21 protein-coding genes are annotated in these 24,306 nt (G+C 45.0%); 2 read left to right on the forward strand and 19 right to left on the reverse strand.

The features are described 5' to 3' along the window. Window positions 1–7: 7 nt before the first annotated feature. From CLOSA_RS10790 to CLOSA_RS10880, 19 genes are all read right to left on the reverse strand, one after another. Window positions 8–1,024 carry a FecCD family ABC transporter permease gene (locus CLOSA_RS10790; protein ID WP_013272804.1) on the reverse strand — a complete coding sequence of 339 codons (1,017 nt, stop codon included), beginning with the start codon at window positions 1,022–1,024 and terminating at the stop codon, window positions 8–10. Beyond that, the gene (locus tag CLOSA_RS10795; RefSeq protein WP_013272805.1) at window positions 999–1,637 is read right to left on the reverse strand and encodes a nucleoside-triphosphatase; all 639 of its coding nucleotides are present in this window, start codon (window positions 1,635–1,637) and stop codon (window positions 999–1,001) included. The genes CLOSA_RS10790 and CLOSA_RS10795 overlap by 26 nt, the downstream gene beginning before the upstream one ends. Beyond that, window positions 1,637–2,668, reverse strand: coding sequence for an XdhC family protein (locus CLOSA_RS10800; protein ID WP_013272806.1), 1,032 nt, complete (start codon window positions 2,666–2,668; stop codon window positions 1,637–1,639). Before CLOSA_RS10800 ends, CLOSA_RS10795 begins: the two co-directional genes overlap by 1 nt. A 229-nt stretch (window positions 2,669–2,897) precedes the next feature. Beyond that, window positions 2,898–4,499: a C40 family peptidase gene (locus CLOSA_RS10805; protein ID WP_013272807.1), complete on the reverse strand. Its 1,602-nt coding sequence runs from the start codon at window positions 4,497–4,499 to the stop codon at window positions 2,898–2,900. A gap of 244 nt (window positions 4,500–4,743) precedes the next feature. Continuing rightward, window positions 4,744–5,541, reverse strand: coding sequence for an ABC transporter ATP-binding protein (locus tag CLOSA_RS10810; RefSeq protein WP_013272808.1), 798 nt, complete (start codon window positions 5,539–5,541; stop codon window positions 4,744–4,746). Window positions 5,542–5,544: 3 nt separating this feature from the next. Then, complete coding sequence (locus CLOSA_RS10815) at window positions 5,545–6,459, reverse strand: ABC transporter permease (protein ID WP_013272809.1); 915 nt, start codon at window positions 6,457–6,459, stop codon at window positions 5,545–5,547. Window positions 6,460–6,679: 220 nt separating this feature from the next. Next, complete coding sequence (locus tag CLOSA_RS10820; protein ID WP_013272810.1) at window positions 6,680–7,717, reverse strand: ABC transporter substrate-binding protein; 1,038 nt, start codon at window positions 7,715–7,717, stop codon at window positions 6,680–6,682. A 212-nt stretch (window positions 7,718–7,929) separates the two neighbouring features. Continuing rightward, window positions 7,930–8,793: a YitT family protein gene (locus CLOSA_RS10825; RefSeq protein WP_013272811.1), complete on the reverse strand. Its 864-nt coding sequence runs from the start codon at window positions 8,791–8,793 to the stop codon at window positions 7,930–7,932. 146 nt (window positions 8,794–8,939) lie between these two features. Next, window positions 8,940–10,457, reverse strand: coding sequence for a UDP-glucose--hexose-1-phosphate uridylyltransferase (gene galT, locus CLOSA_RS10830; RefSeq protein WP_013272812.1), 1,518 nt, complete (start codon window positions 10,455–10,457; stop codon window positions 8,940–8,942). Between the two features lie 87 nt (window positions 10,458–10,544). Continuing rightward, entirely contained in the window at window positions 10,545–11,060 is a 516-nt protein-coding gene (locus CLOSA_RS10835; protein WP_013272813.1) for a Gx transporter family protein, read from the reverse strand. Window positions 11,061–11,218: 158 nt separating this feature from the next. Then, window positions 11,219–12,106, reverse strand: a complete 888-nt coding sequence (locus tag CLOSA_RS10840) for a DegV family protein (RefSeq protein ID WP_013272814.1) — start codon at window positions 12,104–12,106, stop codon at window positions 11,219–11,221. Window positions 12,107–12,140: 34 nt separating this feature from the next. Further along, a complete protein-coding gene (locus CLOSA_RS10845) occupies window positions 12,141–13,544 on the reverse strand; it encodes a sensor histidine kinase (RefSeq protein WP_013272815.1) in 1,404 nt (467 codons plus the stop codon). Window positions 13,545–13,589: 45 nt separating this feature from the next. Next, window positions 13,590–14,279 carry a response regulator transcription factor gene (locus CLOSA_RS10850; RefSeq protein WP_013272816.1) on the reverse strand — a complete coding sequence of 230 codons (690 nt, stop codon included), beginning with the start codon at window positions 14,277–14,279 and terminating at the stop codon, window positions 13,590–13,592. A gap of 94 nt (window positions 14,280–14,373) precedes the next feature. Continuing rightward, complete coding sequence (locus CLOSA_RS10855) at window positions 14,374–16,029, reverse strand: Na/Pi cotransporter family protein (protein ID WP_013272817.1); 1,656 nt, start codon at window positions 16,027–16,029, stop codon at window positions 14,374–14,376. A 103-nt stretch (window positions 16,030–16,132) separates the two neighbouring features. Continuing rightward, window positions 16,133–17,125 carry a dipeptidase gene (locus CLOSA_RS10860; protein ID WP_013272818.1) on the reverse strand — a complete coding sequence of 331 codons (993 nt, stop codon included), beginning with the start codon at window positions 17,123–17,125 and terminating at the stop codon, window positions 16,133–16,135. A gap of 137 nt (window positions 17,126–17,262) precedes the next feature. Next, window positions 17,263–18,441, reverse strand: a complete 1,179-nt coding sequence (locus CLOSA_RS10865; protein WP_041709114.1) for an ABC transporter permease — start codon at window positions 18,439–18,441, stop codon at window positions 17,263–17,265. Continuing rightward, window positions 18,425–19,084 carry an ABC transporter ATP-binding protein gene (locus CLOSA_RS10870; RefSeq protein ID WP_278146390.1) on the reverse strand — a complete coding sequence of 220 codons (660 nt, stop codon included), beginning with the start codon at window positions 19,082–19,084 and terminating at the stop codon, window positions 18,425–18,427. The genes CLOSA_RS10865 and CLOSA_RS10870 overlap by 17 nt, the downstream gene beginning before the upstream one ends. Before the next feature lie 78 nt (window positions 19,085–19,162). After that, a complete protein-coding gene (locus CLOSA_RS10875) occupies window positions 19,163–20,902 on the reverse strand; it encodes an efflux RND transporter periplasmic adaptor subunit (protein WP_013272821.1) in 1,740 nt (579 codons plus the stop codon). A gap of 14 nt (window positions 20,903–20,916) precedes the next feature. Beyond that, complete coding sequence (locus tag CLOSA_RS10880) at window positions 20,917–22,008, reverse strand: S-layer homology domain-containing protein (RefSeq protein WP_013272822.1); 1,092 nt, start codon at window positions 22,006–22,008, stop codon at window positions 20,917–20,919. Window positions 22,009–22,340: 332 nt separating this feature from the next. On the opposite strand from CLOSA_RS10880, the gene CLOSA_RS10885 reads away from it, so the two are divergent. Both CLOSA_RS10885 and CLOSA_RS10890 read left to right on the forward strand, forming a co-directional pair. Next, window positions 22,341–23,015, forward strand: a complete 675-nt coding sequence (locus tag CLOSA_RS10885; protein ID WP_013272823.1) for a response regulator transcription factor — start codon at window positions 22,341–22,343, stop codon at window positions 23,013–23,015. After that, window positions 23,012–24,268, forward strand: coding sequence for a sensor histidine kinase (locus tag CLOSA_RS10890; RefSeq protein WP_013272824.1), 1,257 nt, complete (start codon window positions 23,012–23,014; stop codon window positions 24,266–24,268). The genes CLOSA_RS10885 and CLOSA_RS10890 overlap by 4 nt, the downstream gene beginning before the upstream one ends. Window positions 24,269–24,306 lie beyond the last annotated feature (38 nt).

Here is a 24,306-nt window from a genome sequence, read left to right on the forward strand (position 1 = left end):
TCCTCCTCTATAGCCTGTTTCCTTCCCGCAAAATAAGATATAAAAAGAAGGGCGCACCAACAAATGCAGTCAATATGCCAATAGGAACCTCACTGGTAGCCAATAATCTGGCAAAATTGTCCACAAGCAGCAGAAAACTGCCGCCCATAAGCAGAGAGGCCGGCAACAGCCTTCGGTAATCACTTCCCACCAGCATTCTGGCAAAATGAGGAATCACAAGTCCCACCCATCCGATATGACCGCTGACTGAAACTGCTGCTGAGGTAATTAAAGTTGCGCTGACTACAATGATCAAGCGGAGCCTCCCCGCATTGATTCCCATGCTCCTTGCTTCCTCTTCACCAAGGCTTAATACATTGATCCGCCACCGGAGAAGATAAATCGGAAGAATCCCCGTCAGGATCCATGGAGCAGCAAACATAGCGTCTTTCTGCCGGATGGATGCCAGGCTTCCCATCAGCCAGTAGGTAATGACCGGAAGGGTATTGGTGGGATCCGCAACCAGTTTTAAAAAAGAAACTGCTGCGGAAGCAAGAGAGCTTATCATCATGCCGGACAGCACCAGTCCCAATACTGGATTATACTTTACCCGGCTGCTAATGAGGCAGACAAGCCCTACCGCGCAAAGGCCAAAGAGAAAGGCACTGGTTGTTACTCCGTTGTAACCGAATGAAAAAAACAATCCCAGGGCAGCACCTAATCCTGCCCCTGAGGATGCACCCAGAACGTCCGGTGAGACCATGGGATTCTTAAAAATCCCCTGATATGCCGCTCCTGCGCAGGATAATCCCCCGCCGATCAATGCAGCCATAAATACTCTGGGAAGACGGACTTGAAAAACAACAGTCTCTATTTGGGCAGGCCAGGTAACTTCTACGGGGAAAACTGCAGAAAAAAGAACCTTTAAAAGCGTGTCCGGATATACTGGATAACGTCCAAGCAGGAAAGAACCAAAAAAACAGACAAAAAACAAGAGCACAATAATACCAAAACGTTTTTTATAGATCCAGTCCCTTTCTGTCATGTGTTTCCTTTCCTTCCTTTTCCGTACATTCACTCAAAAATTCCATTATTTCTGCCCGAATGTATTCTTTTTTTTCACGATCAAAGGTGAAGACCCGGCCATTTGTCCGATTTTCCAGTTTTTCTTCCAAATCCAAAAGAAGTTTGTCCGAATCTGGCTGTATGGGAACTCTGGTTTTCATGGCCTTCAGATTTTTATGGCTTTTTAACACTCCGATGCATGGAACCGGACGATCAATGCAGCGAAGAACCTCCTCCATAAATTCTGGTACAAACAGCTCTACCCCGCCTATTTCATCCATAAGGCAGAGCCTGCTATGTGCGGAGGCGCGAAGAATTTCTAATCCTTCGGTTACAAAAAATTCGGGATATTTATGGAATCCATGTTCCGTCCGCTGAATAAATACATTGGTCATTCCTTTTTTATAGAAAGCTGCCGGAATCCATTCTTCCTGTGCCGGGACCATACGAAATCCCATCGTCCTTCCTTCTTCACTTACCAAACGTTGGGAATAGAACCCTCCAATCATCTGGTGCATGGGTTTTAAGCATTCAAAAAGCAGGGTTGTCTTTCCTTCTCCGGAATCACCTTTTAAGAACAGGAATTTCCCCATTATTTTTTTCGCCCTTCCCGCTGTGCTCTGACAGCAATCAGTTCTCCCGCCACGCTGATGGCGATCTCAGCCGGTGTTTCTGCATAGATCTCCAGACCGATAGGGCTGTGACAGCTGTCTATTTGTTCTCTGGAAACGCCGTCTGCCATGAGTTTTTCAGCCAGAGTTTCCAGTTTCCTGCGGCTGCCAATCACACCGATATAGCAGGCGCTTTTCGTAAGGACTTGTCTTTGAACCAAATAATCCGACTGGTGTCCTCTGGTCATAACACAAATATAATCACATTCTCTTATTTGAAGGTAATCAAAAATCCGTTCATAATCCCCAGCAATGGTCTTCTCTGCCTGGGGAAACAGTTTTTCATTGGCAAATTCCGGCCGGTCATCAAAAACAGTACACCGGAATCCAACATGCTCCAGAACCGGTACCAATTCCTGCGCCACATGTCCGCCTCCGAAAATATAGACACTGCCGGCCCTGACCAGAGGTTCGCAGTAATACTTACGTTCACCAAAGTTTTTCTGTACCGCTTTATTCTGAAGAAGACATTTCCTTTCTTCTTCTGTAATTCCTTTTATTCCTGCAAATCCCGCTGATTTGCACCAGATGCCCAACCCCCAAGTGGATTCATTGGTAATATCCATAATAAGCCAGCTGTCCTCATCCTTATCATAGGCTTCTTCTATCTTCCTGCACAAGTCCTTGAATTCCTGGTTCTCATGATCCAGATACTGGAAGTAAACCACCACATCACCACCGCAGATCATACCCAGATCAGCTACCTGTTCTTTTCCCAGTACAAAGCTGTGGATATAGGAGGACTTTTCCTCAATCGCTTTTTGAGACCTCTGTATGGACCGGTATTCCACCGCTCCCCCTCCGATGGTACCTTCCGTGGTTCCGTCCCGTCTTACCAGCATATGAGATCCTGCACCTCTGGGAGTGGATCCGGAACTTGCAATAATGGTTACCAAAACCCCCTCTTCGCCCTTTTCCATTGTTTCCAAAACCGCTTTAAACAGCTTCCTCATTCCAATACCCCCTTAAAATATTTCATAAACAGTTCTTCTGATTTTTTATATAACTCTTTACCATGCTTAAGAACCGCTGCTTTTCCGTTATATTTTCAAATATATAACGGCATTCATTATTATAATCCTTTTTCCAGAATTTGTAAACCATAGAAAAAGATTTTAAAAAAGACTCCCGGATTGAAATTTAATCAAAACATCCATTAAATTTCAATCCGGGAGCCTTACATCAATCACCGATCATATTACGGATCTTTACCGGTGTCCGGTAATTCCATGTAGATATTTTTATACCGCTCCGTCTGCTGGCTGCATGTACGATCTGGCCGTTTCCAATATACATGGCAACATGGTTGATCTTCCCTCCGCTGCTTGCGTAATAGATCAGATCCCCTGGTCTCATCTCTCCGGATTTCACAGCCTTGCCCATTCCTGCCTGAGCGCCGGAATAATGAGGCAGTCCAATGCCAAAGTGAGCGTAAACAGATAAAGTAAAGCCGGAACAGTCCGCCCCTTTTGTAAGGCTGGTTCCTCCCCACACATAAGGATTTCCCAAAAACTGCAGAGCATAATTTACAATTTGAGTCCTGAGAGATGCCTGTGCATTGGCCTTCTCCTCCAACGGAGAAAACTTGATGGCCTCAGGCAGGGCATACCGCACATCAACATAATCTGTGGATACGAAAGCACTGCTGTTTTCCTCCAGCTCAATCTCTATCCAGCCATCAATCTGCTTTAATACAGGATACCGTTCGTTGTTGGATATCTGTGTCCAGATCTTTGCATCCGTGGAAGGCTCGGTTCTGGCGTTTAACATATCTGTGTTAACAATCGCCATCAGCTCTGCTACCTGCAGGGCTTCATCCTTTGCCGCAGGTCCTGTGAGGATATAATCGGACTTTACATAGCCGGTGATATTACCGGACTGGATCTTATACCAGCCGTCATCCGTAGATTCCAGAATATTTCCTGCAGCTTTGCTGGGCATCTTTGCAATGACCTTGCCGTTTTCGTTCGGTTCATCTCGTACATTTAAATAATTATCCACATCGGAAATACCGATATTTTTATAGAGATTAAACACCATTGCCTTTAAATCCAGCTTCCTGGCTTCATTTAGTCCGTATTCCAGTTTTACATAGTCAGAAGACAAATATCCGGCAGTAGTCTGTACCCAGCCTTCTGTCTGGTTTACCACCTCATACCGCTCATTTAATAGCGCCTGGCCTACTACGTCCGAACTGGTGGAAGGCTCCTTCCTGATGTTCATACTTTCGGTCTGGACCACCGCTCTCAGTTTTACGAAGTCCAATGCTTTTGCTTTTGCTTCTTCTCCAGTCAGGACATATTCGGAGTTAATGTATCCTTCAATTCCTCCGGAAGATATTTTATACCAGCCGGATTCCGTTTTTTCCAGAATGTCACAGGCGCTGTCACCCTGAAGCTTTCCGACCACATCTTCCTCGGTTCCCGGTGCTTTTCTCACGTTCAAATAGCCCGACACCTGGATAATTCCCAAATTTTTATAGGAATTTACTGTCTTCTCTTTTTCCTCTTTTTCTTTTACAGCCTGAGCCTCCGATTCAGCCTCCGACATGGAAGCTGCGGATTCTTCAGTCTTTTCCGCAAAGGCCTCCGATCCTGTGGCAAGGCCTGCCGGTTTCGCACCCATTTGTTTCTTCACAGCCATACCTGCGGCTGAAAGAACTGCAACACAAAGAACCGCTGCACCTCCCAGTGTCAATAATTTCTTATAATCATTCTGGCTGCGTTTCTTTCTGGCTTTATCCAGACGGATTATATAATCTTTTTTCTCATGATTGTTTTCCATCCTGTATTTTCTCTCCATCTCCCTCTATTCTAGCGGAAAGCCGATTCAGGCTATGAGCCTATCTGTCTAAGTATAGCATAAAATGTCATACTTTGCGATATTGGTCCTGCAAAAAATTATTAAGATTATGTTACAAACTATGAAATAATCCATCCTAAGACACTTTAATAAATAAGATTCCGTACATTAATCAAGAAAAAGAACCGGAAAAGCCTGTGAGGGGCTTCCGGTCCCGAATTTTTTCCTATTTCGCCAGTATCATTCTGTCATTGGAGAATTCCTCGCCGCTGGCCTCTTCAAACTTCTTTAAAAGGTCCTCCACTTCCAGCTTCTTTTTTTCTTCCCCTGCTATATCATATATAATGCGGCCTTCATGCATCATCACAAGCCGGTTGCCGATCTGGATGGCATCCTTCATGTTATGGGTGATCATGAGGGTGGTAAGATTCTGTTCTTTCACAATCTCCTCAGTGATATCCAGTACCTTTCTGGCAGTCTTTGGATCAAGTGCAGCAGTATGTTCATCAAGCAGAAGAAGTTTTGGTTTCTTTAAGGTCGCCATGAGTAGTGTAAGAGCCTGTCTCTGGCCTCCGGAGAGAAGGCCCACCTTGTTGGTCATCCGGTCCTGAAGCCCAAGTCCAAGTTTTTTAAGAGCCTCATGGTAAAATGCTTTTTCATTGGTCCTGATCCCCCAGGCAAGTCCCCTTCCCTGACCCCTGCGGTAAGCCAGCGCCATATTTTCCTGAATTTCCATTCCGGCTGCGGTACCCATCATGGGATCCTGAAATACCCTTCCAATGTACTTGGCCCTCTTATACTCCGGATCCCTGGAAATATTAATACCATCGATCTGGATTTTTCCGGAGTCAATGGGGTACACTCCTGCAATCATATTTAACATTGTGGATTTACCTGCACCATTTCCGCCGATTACAGTAACGAAATCACCTTCATTTAAATGAAGGTCAATGCCATTCAAGGCTTTCTTTTCATTGATGGTATTTTTATTAAACGTTTTTCTCACATTCTTAATATCCAGCACGGTTTATTCTCCTCCCTCCGTATAAGCTTTCCTGATGCGCCATTTGTTTGCCATGACCGGTACGCAAAGTGCTACGGCTACAATCACAGCCGACAACAGCTTCATATCGTTGGCATCCATGCCCATTCTCAAAACCACGGCACGGATTACAAAATATATCACGGAACCAACTACCGCCGATGTAAGCTTACTTCCGAAAGAGCGTAATTTCCCCATGAGTACGTCACCGATAACGATAGCTGCCAGGCCGATGACAATGGCACCCGTACCCATACCGATATCTGCATATTTTTGACTCTGGCATACCAGTCCTCCGGAAAGCCCCACAAGACCGTTGCTGATGGCCAGGGCCAGAAGCTTCGTCCAATTGGTATTGACACCCTGAGCACGGATCATCGCCTGATTATTCCCGGTCGCCCGCATGGCACTTCCGATTTCCGTTCCAAAGAACCAGTAAAGGAGCGCGATCATAATTATCGCCACCCCAATCCCAATGACCATAGCGGAAGCCTGTTTGCTTAATCCAGTTACCGCAACGAATTTAGACATAATCGTATCCGTTTTTAAAAGCGGTACATTGCTCTTTCCTCCCATGATGCGGAGATTTATAGACCAAAGTCCGATCTGAGTCAGGATTCCGGCCAGAATCGCCGGTATCTCAAAGATTGTATGTAATAATCCGGTCACCCCTCCGGCCGCTATCCCGGCTATGGTCGCAGCCCCTAAGGCGATCCAGGGATCTACGTGAAAATTCAGTATCATGACCGCACATACGCAGCCGCCCATGGCAAAGCTGCCATCTACCGTTAAATCAGCAATATCCAACAGTTTATAGGTAATATAAACCCCTAAAACCATGACCCCCCATAAAACTCCCTGAACAACTGCATCCTGAAGGGATACCAGTAAACCACTCATCAATCATTCCTCCGCGTGTTTTCTATTTTCATAGTTCCTGCCGATGTATTTTGGCAGGTCCACCCCGTTTTACGGGCGGAAAATTATGCCCCTAAGGCGTACATAGGCATAAATGCCTTACATAAAAAATGAAAGCCACATTCTTTATGTAAAGCATCTATGGATAGCAGGCGGCCAGTCATACAGGCACCGCCTGCCGCTCATTGCTGTTTCAATCCGCCTATTTAAGGCCGGAAACATCGATTCCAAGGATTTTGGCTGTTTCCTCATTGACAGTCAGCTTGCACTTATCTGCAGGAAGGTATTCAATAGGCATCTTTGAGATGTCTGCACCGTCTTTTAAGATTTTTACTGCCTGCTGTCCCGTTAAGTAACCAAGTTCATAATAGTCAATACCATATGTAGCAAGTCCGCCGGCATTAACCATGCCTTCTTCACCGCAGATCACAGGGATCCCGTTTTCATTGGCTACCATACTTACCGTTGCCATACCTGCGGCAATGGTATTATCCGTAGGTGCATAAAGGGCATTTACCTTGCCAACCATGGAGGTAACAACTGTCTGGATTTCATTGGAATTGGATACGGTGTAATCCACTGCAGTCATGCCTTCTGCTTCAATGGCTTCTTTTGCCATCTTTGCCTGGATCTCAGAGTTGGACTCTGCGGAGCAGTAAAGGATTCCTACGGTTTTAGCATCAGGAAGGATCTTTTTTAACAGGGAAATCTGTTCTTTGACCGGAGTCAAATCAGAGGTGCCGCTTACATTTCCTCCCGGATTATCATTGCTTTCTACCAAATCTGATGATGCAGGGTCAGTGACCGCTGTCACCAGGACCGGGATATCGCTTGTAGCTCCTGCAACGGCCTGTGCTGCCGGTGTTGCAATGGCAAGAATCAAATCGTCTTTATCATTGACCAGCTTGCTGGCAATGGTCTGGCATGTAGGCTGGTCGCCGGATGCATTCTGCTGGTCAACCGTATAGTTAATACCTGCATCATCAAGGGCCTGGATAAACCCTTTATTGGACGCATCCAGAGCCGCATGCTGCACAAGCTGGAGAACACCGATTTTATACTGTTTTCCGTCTGCAGTTTTATCTGCCGTGGATTCTGCTGCTTCACTTGTCTTCGCTTCTGACGTAGTGGTCTCCGGTGCCCCTGTTGTAGTATCCGGGGCTTTACTGCCGCATGCCGTTAAAGACATCATCATGGCCCCGGCAACCACCAGTGATAATACTTTTGATGTTTTTTTCATAATCTTCTCTCCTCTTCCTTCCAAAATATCGTCCTTTCTGGAACTTAATTCGTATCATACTACAAAAAAGACATGCCGTCAATTTTATTACTTTAATTTTATGTGTTTTTAAAGCGTTAAAGTGCATTTTTGTGAAAAATGACGGTTTCAAAACCCGCATCTGCTGTCTTATCCATCAAAAAAACCAGAGAATATAAATTCTCCGGTTTCTTTTAATTGGCCAGAAAGCCCTTACCTATAATCTCGCTGGAATTGGAAATCAGGATAAATGCAGTTGGCTCAACGGTCCGTATATAATTTTTAAGCTTAAGAGCCTGGGAGCGTTTCATGGTCGTTAAGATGACTGTTTTCTTATGATGGCTGAAAGCGCCCTGTGCCTCATAAACCGTGGCACTCCGGTTTAATCCATGAATGATATATTCGCAGATCGGTGCAGGATCATCACAGATGATGCTGAAGCACTTGCACAGGTTGATATTCTCAATGACATCACCGATAACAAGAGATTTTGCCATTAAGCCCAGGGAAGAAAATAATCCTGTCTCCGGCCCGAATACAAAATAGGCCATAATGACGCCCGTTACATCCACCAGCAAAAGCACTGTCCCTATATTAAGGCATGTGTATCGCTTCAGTATCATGGCAATAATATCTGTTCCTCCGCTGGAAGCTCCTGTATTAAAAAGGATGGCAGAGCCAACACTTGGCAAAAGAATCGCAAAAATCAATTCCAGAAGCGGTTCTCCTGTGAGAGGTCTTGTAATAGGATACAGCTTTTCTAACATATAGAGGAAAATGGACATCAGGATGCTGGCATAAACTGTCTTTATCCCAAAGTTCCGTCCCAGAAACAGAAAGCCTATTACCAAAAGAGCCGTGTTCACAATGTTTGTAAATTCACTGGCCGACCAATGGGTCAATGCACTGATAACTGTTGCAAACCCTGTAACGCCTCCGAATGCAAAATTATTGGGGAATTTGAAAAAATAGATCCCTACCACCATAATCCAGATGCTGAAGGTAATCATTCCATACTCCGCAAGCGTTCTCAGTGTTTTGTTTTCTATCTGCTTCATGACTGTTTATCTGTCCCCCTCCGGCTCTTTCCGCCGGTTCCGTATGTTTTTGAGTGAATACATAACTTCCCTTCACTCCCACTCGAATATACCTCAAAGGGGCCATAATTACAAACACCAATCCATCTGACATTCTCACAGTCTTTTTATTGTGAACAAGAGATAAATCCAACGCTGGCCAGGAACCGTACGAATCCTCTCCGTCCCTGTTCGTTGCATTTATAAACGCCCGAGTCCTCCAGCACCCGTTCAAATACAAGGCCTACTTCCTTCTTTAAAATTTCCTCCACATTTTCTTTTGTCACTTTCTCGTATTTCCTTAGAAATTCCTCCGCCCAATCTCCATGCTTTTCTATGGCTTTTACATCTCTGATATTTTTACCTTCCACAAGACATTGGGCCAGAAGGTTCAGCTCCTCCTTAAGCCTTGAAGGCAGAACTGCCAATCCCATAACTTCAATTAATCCGATATTTTCTTTCTTGATGTGGTGAAGCTCCTGATGGGGATGGTAAACACCAAGAGGGAATTCCTCTGTTGTAATGTTGTTTCTTAAAACCAGATCCAGTTCGTAAACGCCATCACGCATTCTGGCTATTGGGGTAATGGTGTTATGAGGCTCTCCTTCCGTTTCTGCAAAAATAAAGAACTCTTCATCTGAATAAGCCCTCCAGGCATCCAAAACCTTAGTTCCCAGATCTATCAATTTCTCCGGATTCTTGCTTCTGATACGCAGCACTGACATGGGCCACTTTACGATCCCGGCTTCTACGCCGTCAAAGCCCTGGAACCTGAAATAAGCCTCAACGGGAGACTTTGCCATGGCAAAATCATAATTCCCTCCCTGAAAATGATCATGGGAAAGAATGGAGCCGCCCACAATGGGCAGATCCGCATTGGAGCCTAGAAAATAATGCGGAAACAACCTGACAAAATCGAACAATTTCACAAAGGTATCTCTCTCAATTTTCATAGGGATATGCTTTCCGTTGAAAACAATACAATGTTCCTTATAATAAACATAAGGGGAATACTGAAACCCCCATTGGCTGTTATTGATGGTAAGCCGGATGACCCTGTGATTGTTTCTGGCCGGATGGTTGGTCCTCCCAGCATAACCTTCATTCTCCATACAAAGCTGACACTTTGGATAGCCGCTTTGCTTTGCCAGCTTTGCCGCCGCAATGGCCTTTGGATCCTTCTCCGGCTTTGATAAGTTTACTGTAATGTCCAGATCTCCATATTTGGTAGATGTCACCCACCGCATGTCCTTTTTGATCCGGTAGCGTCTGATATAATCGGAATCCTGGCTCAGCTTATAATAATATCCGGTTGCCGCCTGAGGTGACTGGCTATGGTACAGCTGCCAGAATGTCTTTTCTATTTCGCTGGGTCTGGGCATCAGACAATTCATCAGCTTTGTATCAAACAGATCCCGGTATGTAACACTGTCTTCCTCTATAATCCCGGTCTGGCAGGCATAATCAAGCAATTCCTGCAAAACCTCTTCCAGCTCTATTTCCCCAAATTCTCCAGATTGTTCCTCATACTCGTCCATCATCATTACATCGAGGATCTGGTTTAAGGCGTAATACCGGTCTGTTTCCCCGATCAAGCCTGTGTCAAGTCCATACTGTACCAGTTTCTTAATTGCCTCATCAATCATTGTGGTATTCCTCCTGGTTTTTTCTCCTAATTGCCTATCTCATTATACCTTTCCTGTTGTAGCAAAACAATACGATATATTTTGATATTATTGCATTTTTTTAATAAAATCTTGGATCCTGCTTATAATCATACCGCCCAGGATCCCTATGACAAGCCCAGCGGCCGTACCGGCGATTAAAAGCATGGGAAGATAATAGAAAACTCCTGCCTGTCTGACTACAAGGGCAGCCACACAAACCTGTCCGATGTTATGTCCGACACCTCCCAGAATACTGGTACCCGTTGTCCCCATCCAGTTTGTTTTCCTGCAAAGGACCATTAAAAGCAGGCTTAAACTCCAGCCACCCAGACTGTACAGCATGGCAAATAAGTTCCCAAAGGTAAACCCGGTGAGAACGATACGCAAAAGGGAGACGATGACTGTGCCACCTGCTCCTACCGTGTAGAGCCCCACAACTGTGACCAGATTGGCAAGTCCCAGCTTTACTCCGGGCACCCCAAGAGAAATGGGAATCAGGGTTTCCACAAAGCTGAGAACAAATGCCAGTGCAATCAGCATCCCATACAACGCTGCCACATGTGCTGAATTTTTTCCTTTCATAAGAGTTCTCCTTTTTTCTGCATTCCGTCTCTATTTTAACACACTTTGACATTTATGTAAAAGAAAATCCCGGAGAGCCTCCTAGCAATTAGGAAAACCCCTCTCCGGGATATTACAATTAATTTCTGCCTCATTTGGAAAAGCAATCCGTTTTTCGTCTAATCCACTCGTTTGTCCCCCCAGAAAAACAGAGCTACGGTACCAGGTCCTGTATGGGAGCCGATGACAGCACCGATGCTGTTTACCAGCACCCTCCCGGAAAGTCTGGGGAAACGCTCCTCCACCAGAGCTGCCACCTCCCTGGCGTCATTTTCACAGGCGGAATAAGAGAGATGACATTTACCGCTGTAATTCTTTCCGTCTATTGCATGGGCCTCCATCGTGTGAACGATCTCCTGGATGGCCTTCTTTTTGGTGCGGATCTTCTGCCTTGGAATCAAATGTCCCTTGTCATCAATGCTCATAAGCGGGCAGATGTTAAGCACCGTGCCAAGCATTGCTGATGTGGCCGAAATCCTGCCACCACGCTTAAAGCTGGTCAGATCCGTAGAAAAAAACCAATGGTGTACCAATAGCTTGTTGTTTTCCGTCCACTCTGCCGCTTCTTCCAGCGCAGCACCTTTGTCCCTTAGATCAGCCACCGCATCGGTCAAAAGACCGTAACCGGCTGATGCGCCCAGGGTATCCACAATGACGATCTTTCTATCCGGATATCTGGAACTCATCTCTTCCCTGGCCACGCATGCAGAATTATAGGTTCCTGAAATACCGGAGGAAAGGGTAAGGTGGAGAATATCCTTACCTTCCTTTAAAAACGGTTCAAAAAAATCACAATATTCATCTACATTAACCTGGGAAGTCACAGGTGTGGCTCCTTTGGCGATCCGGTCATAAAACTCCGGAAAGGGAATGCTCTGTCCCAAGTCATCCGGGTAGGTAACGCCATCCATTGTATAGTGAAAACACACATAGGGAATCTGGCGCTGTTCAAAAAATTCCTTCTTCATATCCACCGTTGAACAGCAGGTTAATATAAAATTTCCCATATCTGCACACCTCCTATCATTTACTGAATCAATATTAACATATTTTTTCCTGAATTGGAATCTTTACGACAAATTCCGTCCCCACATCAAGCTCTGACCGGACGGTAATCGTCCCATGATAGAAATTTACAATGTGCTTTACAATGGAAAGCCCCAGGCCGGTCCCGCCCTGCTTCTTGCTCCGTCCTTTGTCTACCCTGTAAAAACGTTCAAAAATGCGGCCTAAGGATTCTTTGGGAATTCCCATTCCGTTATCCTTTACACGGATAATCACATTGCGGTTCTCCTCTGTCACGGTTACCCATACCTGACCGCCGGGTTTGTTATACTTTATGGCATTGCTGATGAGGTTCCCAAAAAGCTCTTTCATCTGCTGCCCATTGGCATAGATGCAAAGGGGCTTGCAGTCCACATGGATCATAACTTCATGGGAGGCTGCCAGGGGTTTTAAGGATTCAACAATATCGTCTAATAGAATGGACAGGCGCACATCATTTTTTAAAACCTCTGCTTCTTTTGCTTCAAGACGGGAAATCATGAGGATGTCATTGATGAGATGATTCATATTGACCGCTTCTTTTTTGATGCGTCTTATGAAATCCATCTTCTGCTCCTCGTCCTGAATGATTCCGCTTTCCAGAAGCTCCGCATATCCCTGAACCGATGTGATAGGTGTTTTCAGTTCATGGGAGGCATTGCTGAAAAATTCCTGGCGGATCTGTTTTTCAAGTTCAATCTGATTTAAATATTCTTTTACATTCTTAGACATTTCAGTGGTCGTTTCCGCAATAATATTAATTTCCGGATATTGGTAGGTTTCAAAGGAGAGATCCGTATAATCCCCGTTTACTTTAAGCATCTCCTGAGAGATTTCCTTTAAAGGCCTTGTTATGGATTTTGAAAAGCTGTCTGCGGAAAATGCAGAATACATAATAGCCATAAGAAAGCTGAGCCAGATGGCAGGCAGAAGAAGCATCAGATATTCTTTCATTCCGGAATAAGGAATAGCCATACGAAGTATATAATCAGCCCGTGAGGAGCAGATAGCCACATAAAGCATGTTTTCTTTCAGGGTATCCGAGTAACGCCTGGCCGTTCCGGTCCCTTCTGCCAGGGCCTCTTTTACCTCTTCCCTGTCTAAATGATTATCCAGGGAAGCGGCCGGTACGTTTCCAGTATCGGCCGCAACGCTTCCATCCATACGTATTATCGTAAAACGGCTTTGACTTTCACTGAGGGTCTGCTTAAGATCCTCTATCTCACCGTCAAGACTGCCGGTATAATCCAGGATCTCATCCATGGCTTTCAGTGTGTAGGTCATATCCTGTCTGGAGTTTTTAAGCAATGCACTGCTGGAAGCAATGTAAAAAACAGTACTGCTGAGTATCAGAACAACCAAAATGATCTGTATGAATTTCTTAAAGATCACACTTCTCATAGACACCTCCATTCCGGGGTATTCGCAGCCAGGACATACAATTTCCTACTCTTCCGTCTTAATAAAACGATAGCCTACACCACGGACCGTCTTAATGCAGGAACCGCCGTTTTCTCCCAGCTTTTGCCGCAGGGTGCGGATATGCATGTCCAGGGTTCTTGTTTCTCCATCGTAATCATATCCCCAGATGTGATTTAAGAGCTCATCTCTGGTGACGACCTTATTATGATTCTCCATCAGATACTGTAAAAGCTCAAATTCTTTTAAGGTCAGTTCAACTTTCATGCCGTCACAGTGAACCTCTCTGGTTTTTTTGTTTAAATTTAAACAATACTGGTTCAACTCGTTTGATTCTGCCTGGTCCCTGGTACTGCGGCGCAGAAGGCTTCGGATCCTGGCAGCCAGTTCCATGACTCCAAAAGGCTTTGTCATGTAGTCGTCGGCTCCTCCATCCAATCCTGCCACCTTATCAAACTCCCTGTCTTTCGCAGTCAGAATAAGAATAGGGATATCTTTTAACGATTCATTTTTCCGAATCCTGCGGATAGCTGTCAGGCCATCCATACCGGGAAGCATCAGATCAAACACAGCCAGGGCAGGCTGATCTGACTCAATGTGCCGCAAGGCATCCTCCGCCATCTCAAAGGCGGATACTTCATAGCCAAAACCTTCCAGAGCGATTTTTATTAAATCCCTGATGTTGTCATCGTCTTCAATCACATAGATAAGTTCCATACAGTCTCCTTTCCGTTTTTCCGCCTGGGCATTTCAGAAGAAAGATATGCCCTCAGGGCGTTCCGTCATGAAGAAAAAGCCATGCCGCCTTTTGTTACATTTCATCTCTCACATAACCGGCGATATTATGGGCATGGTCCGAAATACGTTCCAGATTGCTCAGAGCATCCAAAAAGATCACTCCGTTCTCCGGCTTGCAGGTCTGAGCCGATAAACGTTCGATATGGCGTTCCCTTAATTCTTCTTCCAGACTGTCCACACGTTCTTCACATTGGACTACGGCACGGACCTCAGACATGTCAGAGGTCTCCCTTGCTTTTATGGCATGCTCCAGAGATGCCCTGACTTCTTTGATCATTTCCTTTATCTCATTTTCTGCTTCCTTTGAAAAAACAATGTTCCGGTTGGCCTTTTCCACCGCCAGCTCCGATAGGTTCTCACAGTGATCACTGACCCTTTCAAAATCGCTGACCGTGTAAAATAAATTTTTAACAAGAAGATGCTGCTCTTCGTTTAAAGACTGGTTATTGATCTTTACCAGATAATCAATTAATATTTTTTCATAATTATTGATTTTCTGTTCCATTTTTTCCACCAGCTCTGCCTCTGTTTTGTTACTGCCCAGAAGAGCCGCCGCTGCAAGGTCCAAGTTTTCCATGGCTGCATAGCCCATGTTCACTACTTCATGATTTACGTTTTCGATTGCAAAGGAAGGAGTTTCCAGAATTCTTTCATCCAGATGACGTTTCATCTGGCCATCAGTATCCATAGGAGCTTCCTTTTTATCCTCATGAACAAGGATACCGGAAGCCTTTACCAATAGCCCGGCAAAGGGGAATAAAATTACGGTATTGCTCACATTAAAAATGGTATGGAAGATGGATATTCCCACACTGCTGATTCGTGATGCGGCAAAAACCGGATTCAGCCGAAACATAACAAACATGATGCATCCGAAAATCACAGCGCCCGTCACATTAAAAAGAAGGTGAATCACAGCAGCACGCTTTGCGGTTTTATTTGCTCCCACACTGGAAAGCAGGGCAGTGACACAGGTACCGATATTTTGTCCTAAAGTGATATAAATCGCTGACTGCCAGTTTACAATTCCATTGAGTGCCAAAGTCTGTAAAATTCCCACGGAAGCCGAAGAACTTTGAATGATGCCCGTCACTACAAGACCAGCTAAAATTCCAAGAAACGGATTTTTTCCTAATACGGAGAATGCCTGACTGAAAATCGGAGCGTTCCGGTAAGGAGTGATGGAATCTGACATAAACGAAAGTCCTATGAACAGTACACCGAAGCCCACAAGAATTTCTCCGATCTGCTTCTTTTTGCCGCTTCCGGTAAAAAGGCTTAAAACTGCGCCTACCCCTACCAGTGCCGGAGCGAAAAACTCGGGCTTAAGCATTTCTCCCCATTCGCTCATGGATACGATCCAGCTGGTAACAGTAGTACCGATATTTGCTCCCATAATAATGCCGACAGCCTGGCCCAGATTGATGATTCCAGCATTAACAAAACCAACTACCATGACTGTGGTAGCCGAGCTGCTTTGTATTATGGCAGTAATTCCGGTTCCCAAAAGTACGCCCATAAGCCGGTTGCTGGTGAGAAAGCCTAAAAGCTGCTGCATTTTATGGCCTGCGGACTTTTGAAGTCCATCAGCCATGGCATCCATCCCATAGAGGAACATCCCCAGCCCTCCGATGAATTTAAATAGCATTTGTATCTCTGTGATTGACATAGTATCCTCCTGATTTTCATGTTAAGACATGCTATGTAAGTACTATATCAAATCTATGTAAAGTAACATGCACATAAATGTAAAATTTATGTAAATTTTTGTCTTAATGTAAAATTTCCTTATAAACCCGTAAAACATTTCCATAAAAGACCGCTTCAATTTCGCTTTCTGAAAACCCTTCCTTTTTCATATAAGCTTCCATAAGAGGCAGATCTTCCGGAGATTTCACCTCCAAATTTCCTCCGATGCCGTCAAAATCCGACCCGAGGCCAATGCACTGGATGCCGCCCACCTGCTTCATGTGCTTTATATGGGAAACCATATCCTCCATCCGGCTTAAAACTCCTTCTCCCTTTTTCCAGTCATGAAGGAAATCGGCGCAGTAATTGATTCCGGCCACACCGCCACGTTCCGAAAGGAGTTTTATCATATTATCCGTTAAGTTCCGGGGATTGGAAGCAATGGTCCTGGCATTGGAGTGGCTGGCCACAAAAGGCTTTTCCGTATACCGGAACACGTCATCGATACCGGCATCGGACAAATGAGACACATCTATGATCATTCCCAGTTTTTCCATTTCCTGAACAAACGTGATTCCCATTTCCGTAAGACCATGCTCTGTTTCCGGTTGGAAAAAGGCCTCTCCATTTTCCTCCCAGATCCGGTTAGGATGACCCAGTTCATTCTTATAGTTCCAGGTGAGAGTCGCCATACGGACACCCAAACGGTAAAAATTCCTTAAAAAAGCCAGTTCTCCCTGGAAAACACCGCCTTCCTCTATGGTAAGCAAGGCAGACATCTTTCCATTTTTCCGGTTCTCTTCAATATCCCGATAGCATTTTACGATGCCAACCATATCCTTATATTTTTCCAGTTCCGTATAGAACAGGTCGGCTAGTTTCATACAATATTCAAATGGATGCTCCTGCCTGGCGAGATTTGTAAACATGGCAAAGTTCTGCAGGCAGTAATCCCCTTTTTTCATGCGCTCCAAGTCAATATGACAGTTATTTTTTAAGATGGAATACTCCTTTCCTTCTTCCTTGCGGTAAAAAAGTTCTGAAATGGTATCACAATGCATATCAACAACCTTCATAGTATCTGTCCTTTCTCATTGATCCTTTCAATTACCTTTCTGCGGAAAAGGAGCAGCCCCAAACTATGAGCTACTCCTTTGGTAATTATGCAAATAGTATCATCAATATGATATATTTGCAACAAAATGTTAGGATCCTATTCGCTGCGCAAAGCATCGATGGGGTTCAAATTCGCTGCACGGCTGGCCGGCATATAGCCAAAGAGCAGACCGATTCCCACCGATACGCTGAAAGAAACAATAACTGCTCCAGGGGTAGGCGATACCGTCATTCCCATGGCTGTCCCAATGACCGTAGTCGCCACAGAACCCACCAGGATGCCGGCAACGCCGCCAAACGAGCTGGTAACCGCTGCTTCTATGACAAACTGCTGCATGATGTTGCTCTTTTTCGCCCCTAGTGCTTTCCGGATTCCGATTTCTCTGGTACGCTCCGTTACGGATACCAGCATGATGTTCATAACCCCCACACCGGCTACTAAAAGAGAGATTCCGGCTATCCCACCAAGCATCATGGACATCATGGATATCATGGAATTTAAGGAATCCAGCAGTTCGCTCATGGCAGTCACACGGTACAAATCATCATCCTTGAATATATGAAAGAGAAACGTGTTAATAACTTCTTTGGCTTCTGTTGTATGATCCATATCTGCGGTTGCAAAAACATAGCTGCTGATATTGGCATTGTTGCTCATCTTGGCGGCGCAGCTGTAAGGAAGATACAGCACGTCATCCGTGCCGCCGTCCTCCAGTTCCTCCTCATCCTGCCTGGAAATTACACCTACAATCCGGAATGGGTAACCATTGATTTTTATCGTCTGGTCAATGGCCTTTTCCACACCTCCGTATAGATCCCATGCCACATAATAGCCTACAACACACACCTTTTGTCTGGAAACTATGTCAGAATACTGGAGGAAGCGGCCGGAATCCAGGGTTTGATCCTTCATATCCAGATAATCTTCGCTTACACCAGTCACGGTGGTTCCGGTCAGGGATTCCGTTCCGTTTTTTATGGTAGAGGTCAGCGTGACCTTGGGAGTCATCTGAGCAAAAAGTTCCTTATGCTTGTCATAAAACTGATACATCTCATCCACAGATAAAGACCTGGAGGAAAGATTGGAAACATTTACATTAATCTGATTGGTTCCCATACTTGCAAAGCTCTCTGTCATATAGGACATCTGACCGTTCACAAGACTTACCAGAATAATAACCGAAGCTACGCCTATAATGATTCCAAGCATGGTGAGAAAGGAACGCATTTTGTTGCTCCATATGCTCTTAAGAGCCATTTTAAAGGATTGCAGAATATTCATTTACATCTCCGTCGAAATTAATCTTTCCGTCATGTACCCGGACCACCCGCCGGGCTTCCCTTGCTATGGTGCTGTCATGGGTAATCATAACAATGGTATTACCTTCATCATTTAACTTGTTTAAAAAGTTTAAAACATCCCGGCTTGTTTTGGAGTCCAAAGCTCCCGTAGGTTCATCAGCCAGAATCAGGGATGGGGCTCCTGCCAGGGCCCTGGCTATGGAAACCCTTTGCTGCTGGCCGCCGGAAAGCTGATTCGGCAGATTTTTCCACTTTTCCGCCAAGCCTACACGCTCTAAAGAACTCATGGCCTTTTCTTTTCGTTCACTGGCAGCTATCCCTGCATACAGAAGAGGCAGCTCCACATTTTCCAGGAGATTTAATCTCGGCAGAAGATTGTATTGCTGAAATATGAAGCCAATCATCCTATTCCGAATCTGAGCCAGTTGGTTTTCAGACATGCTCCCTACATCCTCACCACCCAGCAGATACTCTCCTGAGGTGGGAACATCCAGTGCACCTATAATATTCATAAGCGTGGACTTTCCGCTTCCCGACTTTCCCACAATGGCCACGAATTCCCCCCGGCAGATGGTTAAAGATATTCCGTCACTTGCACGTACCTCCTCATCTCCCATCTGGTATACCTTATGGATATCTTTTAATTCAATTATGGGTTCTTCCACCTTTCTGTCCTCCTGCTGTTAGGATTCTGGTCAGCCGCCATTAGCACCATTGCCCCCGTTGCCGGATCTCCTGACCCCGGAACCACCTCCGGCAGGACCTCCGCCCATGCCCCCCATACCGCCTGGGATCATGATGTTCTGCGAGTTGCTTACCGTAGATTGGGCCACATAAACTTCCTGATTTTCTTCAAGTCCACTGGTAATTTCCACGTAATCGCTGCTTATTAACCCTGTGGTTACTTCAACTGCGCGGAAGCCTGCCGGTATATTTCCCTGTGATTCTTTTACGGTTTCATCCTTTACATAGACCTGATTTCCCCGTACCAGCGCATCAGCAGGCACTGACAGCACATCCTTTGCTTCATCCAGAATGATCACTCCATCTACATTCATACCCGGAAGCAGTTCATCCATACCGTCATTTAATGTGACGGTTACGGGATAATTGGTAACCCCATTGGAGGTGGAGCTTTGCAGGCTTACATTGCTGACCGTACCGGTAAAAGTCTTACCGGTTACTGCGTCAGCGGTAATAACTACGGTCTGTCCTACTTCAACTGATTTTACATCCAACTCATCCACGGACATTTCAAAGGTGTAATTGGACATATCATATATGACTGCAAGCGTTGTGCTACCATTGGTGCTTTTGGAAATCTTATCTCCTGCCTTTCCAGTTTTGGTAATGACTTTACCGGAAATGGGCGCTGTAATGGTATAGTTGTCGTAGGTATCCTGAGTACTTTCCAGTTTACTCTTGGCTGTTTCCAGAGACTCTTCTGCTTTTTCCAGGGTTTCTTTATAGGTACGTATCAGCCGTTCTGCAGACTTTCTTTCCATTGTAAAAATGGGAGTCCCCTTTGTTACATAGTCTCCCTCCTGTACCAAAAGAGTTCCGACCTCAACACCAGAGGATACGTCTGCTTTCATGGTGGTTTCAAGCTTTGGTTCAAACGTTGCCTCCATGCTGCAGACAAAATCCCCCACCATTGCTGTGGCAGCAGTTTCCGTGGTAAGACCGCCTGGATTTGTCACTTCAATGGTAACATAACGGACAATGCGCCCGCCGGTGAGGGTCACATCCATATTACTGACAGAAGAAACCGTACCCCGGATCTGTTCTCCCGTATCCGTAAGTGTTAAAACCGCCCCATTCCCGGCTGCCATCCGGGATGCCTCACCAGAAAGAAATGGGATCTTGATTTTCATAGTCTTATCATCATAAACAGAGGCAATTTCCGTGTTGCTGCTGACTTTGTCTCCTTCTTTTATAGATAAAGATTTTATGTAGCCGTTTTCCGTGGATTTGTAGGTATTTCCACTATAATTGCTTAAGGCGGTATTATAATCATCCAAAGCGATTTCATAGCTTTCCTGGGATCTTTCCAGTGAGTTCTTGATTGATGTCATCTCCGATTCCATAGAAGAGGTGTCAATCTGGTAAAGGACCTGGCCCTTTTCCACCGTATCCCCTTCTTCAAATTCCGCTGCTACGACTTCACCTTCCACCAGAGAGGTTATATCATAAGTATCTTTTGGAGAAATGGTACCTGAGGAAGAAAGCTCAGACGTGATATCCCGTTTTGTCGCCGTGGCTGTCCGGACGCTTTTGGCCTCTGAGGAAGCCTGCCTGGATTTTTTTATACTTACGGCTGCAGTAACCACGGCCAGAGCCGCAAGGATGAGGCTCAGGATGATTAAGGCCGTTTTCCCTTTCTTCCGGCCTTTCTTTTTATCTTTTGAAAAAAACTTCTGGATGATTTTATTCATTTACAGCTCTCCTGCTAATCTTCTATATAATCAATGACTGTCCTCGTTTCGTTTCCTTCATTGCCGGTTGACATCGTATAAACCAAAACCACCGTATCTCCTACCCGCAGACTGCCATAAGATGAAAATGCAAACTGCATTTCGGTGCTTGTAAGCTCATAGGTATTGCCATCATCCAGAATGATGGCACTTGGTGTCATCAAATCGGCAGAGTTGTAAACAACATTGCTGATTTCTCCAAAAACAGCTGACCGGCCGCTTTCATTCTCATTTCCAACGGTATAAAGCCATATGGTCTTGGAAAGGCTGTGGTAATAAACCAGAACTCCATTCGAGCTTTCCAACGCAACATTTACTGCATCACTGGAATTGGATACAGACTCGCCGTCAAGAGAAACATTGGCTTCCCCCAGCTTAAAGGGCAGATAGGATTTAAGGCTGCTCTTGCTTCTTACGATCTTCGGTCCCTTAAGGCTGTTGTCTACCATGGTAAAAGGGTTAATCTCACCATCGGCTGTCAGTTCACAGTCCAGACTTTTTCCGAACATGGTTCCTGACTTGGTGTCCGTCTTTAACAGATTATAAAAGAGGTTTATGCAGTCCTCCTTCTTTAAAACCTCTTCAGCCTCTTTATTCAGGTTCTCATCCAACTCCAGAAAATGGTACTTGGAAAGCCTGGAGCCTGACTGGTCCCCAGTAAAATCGGAATTACCGTATCCCAACAAACCCAGAACGCCCTTGGCTGCATCCTGAAGCGTTACGGATTCTTCCGGTTTAAAGTCTCCTCCCAGATATCCATTCATCCAGCCCTGTTCCGCCGCAATGCGGATACAAGCTGCATATTCATGGTTTCTGGGTACATCAGCAAATACCGAGGTATTGCTGATCCCGCTAACCGTACTCCGGTAAGAAGATGCATTTACCAGCATGCTGGCGAATTCTCCACGCGTTACCGTCATATTCGGATTTGCAGTACTCATAATCCCTGAAACTCCGATTACCTTTTTCCTTAAATCAAAATTAGCCGATGCTTCTGCTGTCATAGTGCTGACTGACGTCACAGTCAGTACAACAGCGAGGGAAGCCACTATTTCCCGTCCATTCATCCGGTTTTCTCCTCTCATCTTCAAATCTGCTGCTTATTGTAACAGGTTCCTATGTCCGTTTTGTGACTGGTACCTGAAATTAGTCTGAAACTGTCACAGGGGTCCCTAATCTCTTGCCCTAATCTGGTTTGGGGTATATTTTACCATTTTTATCTGAAAATAGCCTGAAGTCCATCTTCAGGAACTTCGTCTGCAGAAAGCCCTTCCTTTCAGCATAATTTAAGCTTCATTCTTTATAATAAAAGCAAATGTAAGATTGCCTAATAAGCAGTCTCAACTTATAATAGTTATCAACCGCTTCATCATAAAAAGATTGAAAGGAGAAGGGAATCATGAAGGTACTGATTGCAGAAGACGAAATAAGATTAGCCGATGCTCTGGGACAGATTATGAAGGAACAGCATTACCAGGCTGATATTGTATATAACGGAACTGACGGCCTTTACTGCGGCCTGTCCGGTGAATACGACATCATCATTTTGGATGTGATGCTTCCGGGAGAAAATGGTTTTCATGTGGTTCAGAAGCTGAGAGAGGCTCACATCCAGACTCCTGTTCTCATGCTGACAGCACGGGATGATATCCACGATAAGGTAACAGGTCTTGATAAAGGTGCCGATGATTATATGACAAAGCCGTTTGTGCCAGAAGAGCTTCTTGCCCGCATCCGCGCGCTCTCCCGCCGACAGGGGGAAGTGATTGTAGAAGAAATGAAATATGGAGATTTCATTCTCAACCTGTCAGCCAATGATTTATGCTGCGGCTCTAAATCCATTCATTTGGGATATAAGGAATTTGAAGTATTAAAAATTCTCATGAATAATTCCGGAAAGATCATCTCAAAGGAGATCCTCATATCAAAGGTATGGGGCAGTGATTCTGACGCAGAGGATAACAATGTGGAGGCATATATTTCCTTCCTTCGGAAAAAGCTGAAATTTATCGGTTCAAAAGTAGAGATTGGAACTGTCCGTAAAGTCGGATACCGGCTGGAGGAAATTGTATGATAAAAGAGTTAAGAAGAAGGTTTGTTCTGATCAATATGGCCTTTGTCATAAGCATCCTTTCCGCTGTTTTAGGAGTCTTCTACTATGCCAATTCAAAACGCATTGAACGGCAGACCGTCTTGTCCCTGATGCAGGCCATTGACCATGACAGGCAGGGAAGACTGCCGGATAAGGTGGAATTCGGCCGCAGACCCCCCAAAAACCTGCCCCCTCTCATCCCCTCTTTTGTGGTGACCATAAACAACCGCAGCTCCATTGATAATATTAAGGAAAATAACATTACCGTTACAAAGGAGCTGGCCTCCACTTTGGTGAAATTAGCAGAAGCCGGAGACTCCTCTGAAGGGGAGCTTAAGGATTATTCCCTTCGCTACCTTAAGGTTACGAATGCAGAAGGCATAAAAATAGGGTTTGCAGACCAAAGTTATGAACGGAATAATTTAAGAACCCTGTTCATGAGCTGTTTTTGGGTTTTTTTAGGGGCAGTCTTTTTGTTTTTTATCCTCAGCATGTATCTTTCACGACTGGCACTAAGACCTGTGGAAAATGCATGGCGGATGCAGAACCAGTTCATCGCCGATGCATCCCACGAATTAAAAACACCCCTCACTGTGATTCTGGCCAATTTACAGATTCTGGCCCTTCATAAGGAATGTACCGTCAGGGAACAGCAAAAATGGCTGGACAATACAAAAGAAGAGGCAGAGCGAATGAAACAGCTTGTGGAGGAGCTTCTCTTCTTGGCCCGCTCCGATGCAGAATCCGTACAGACCCCTCAGTCAGCAAAGGAATCTCTGGATTTCAGCGACATGGTGTTAAACGGGGTCTTGCTTTTTGAATCCGTTGCCTTTGAACACAAGGTGAATCTTGAAAATGAAATTGAAGCAGGTATAAGACTGGAAGGCTGGGAAGCTTCTCTAAAACAGTTAATCACCATTTTACTGGACAATGCCTGCAAATACGCAGGTAAACAAGGTTCTGTATTTGTCAGCTTAAAAAAAACTTCCCATAATGCAGTTTTAACCGTTCAGAATACAGGAGATCCTATTCCAGAAAAGGAACGGGACCATGTTTTCGAGCGTTTTTACCGGACAGATAAATCAAGAGTGAGGAAAGAAGGGGGATACGGCCTTGGCCTTTCCATTGCAAAAACCATCGTTGACCACCATAAGGGAAGGATCAGCCTGACCAGCGGTCCTGAGACAGGAACAGTTTTTATTATCAGCCTGCCTCTGCCTTCCCGGCAGCAATGAACCATAATATAAGAGAAGGGAGCAATTAGGGGTTTTCC

The organism is [Clostridium] saccharolyticum WM1 (assembly GCF_000144625.1).
GTDB lineage: Bacteria > Bacillota > Clostridia > Lachnospirales > Lachnospiraceae > Lacrimispora > Lacrimispora saccharolytica.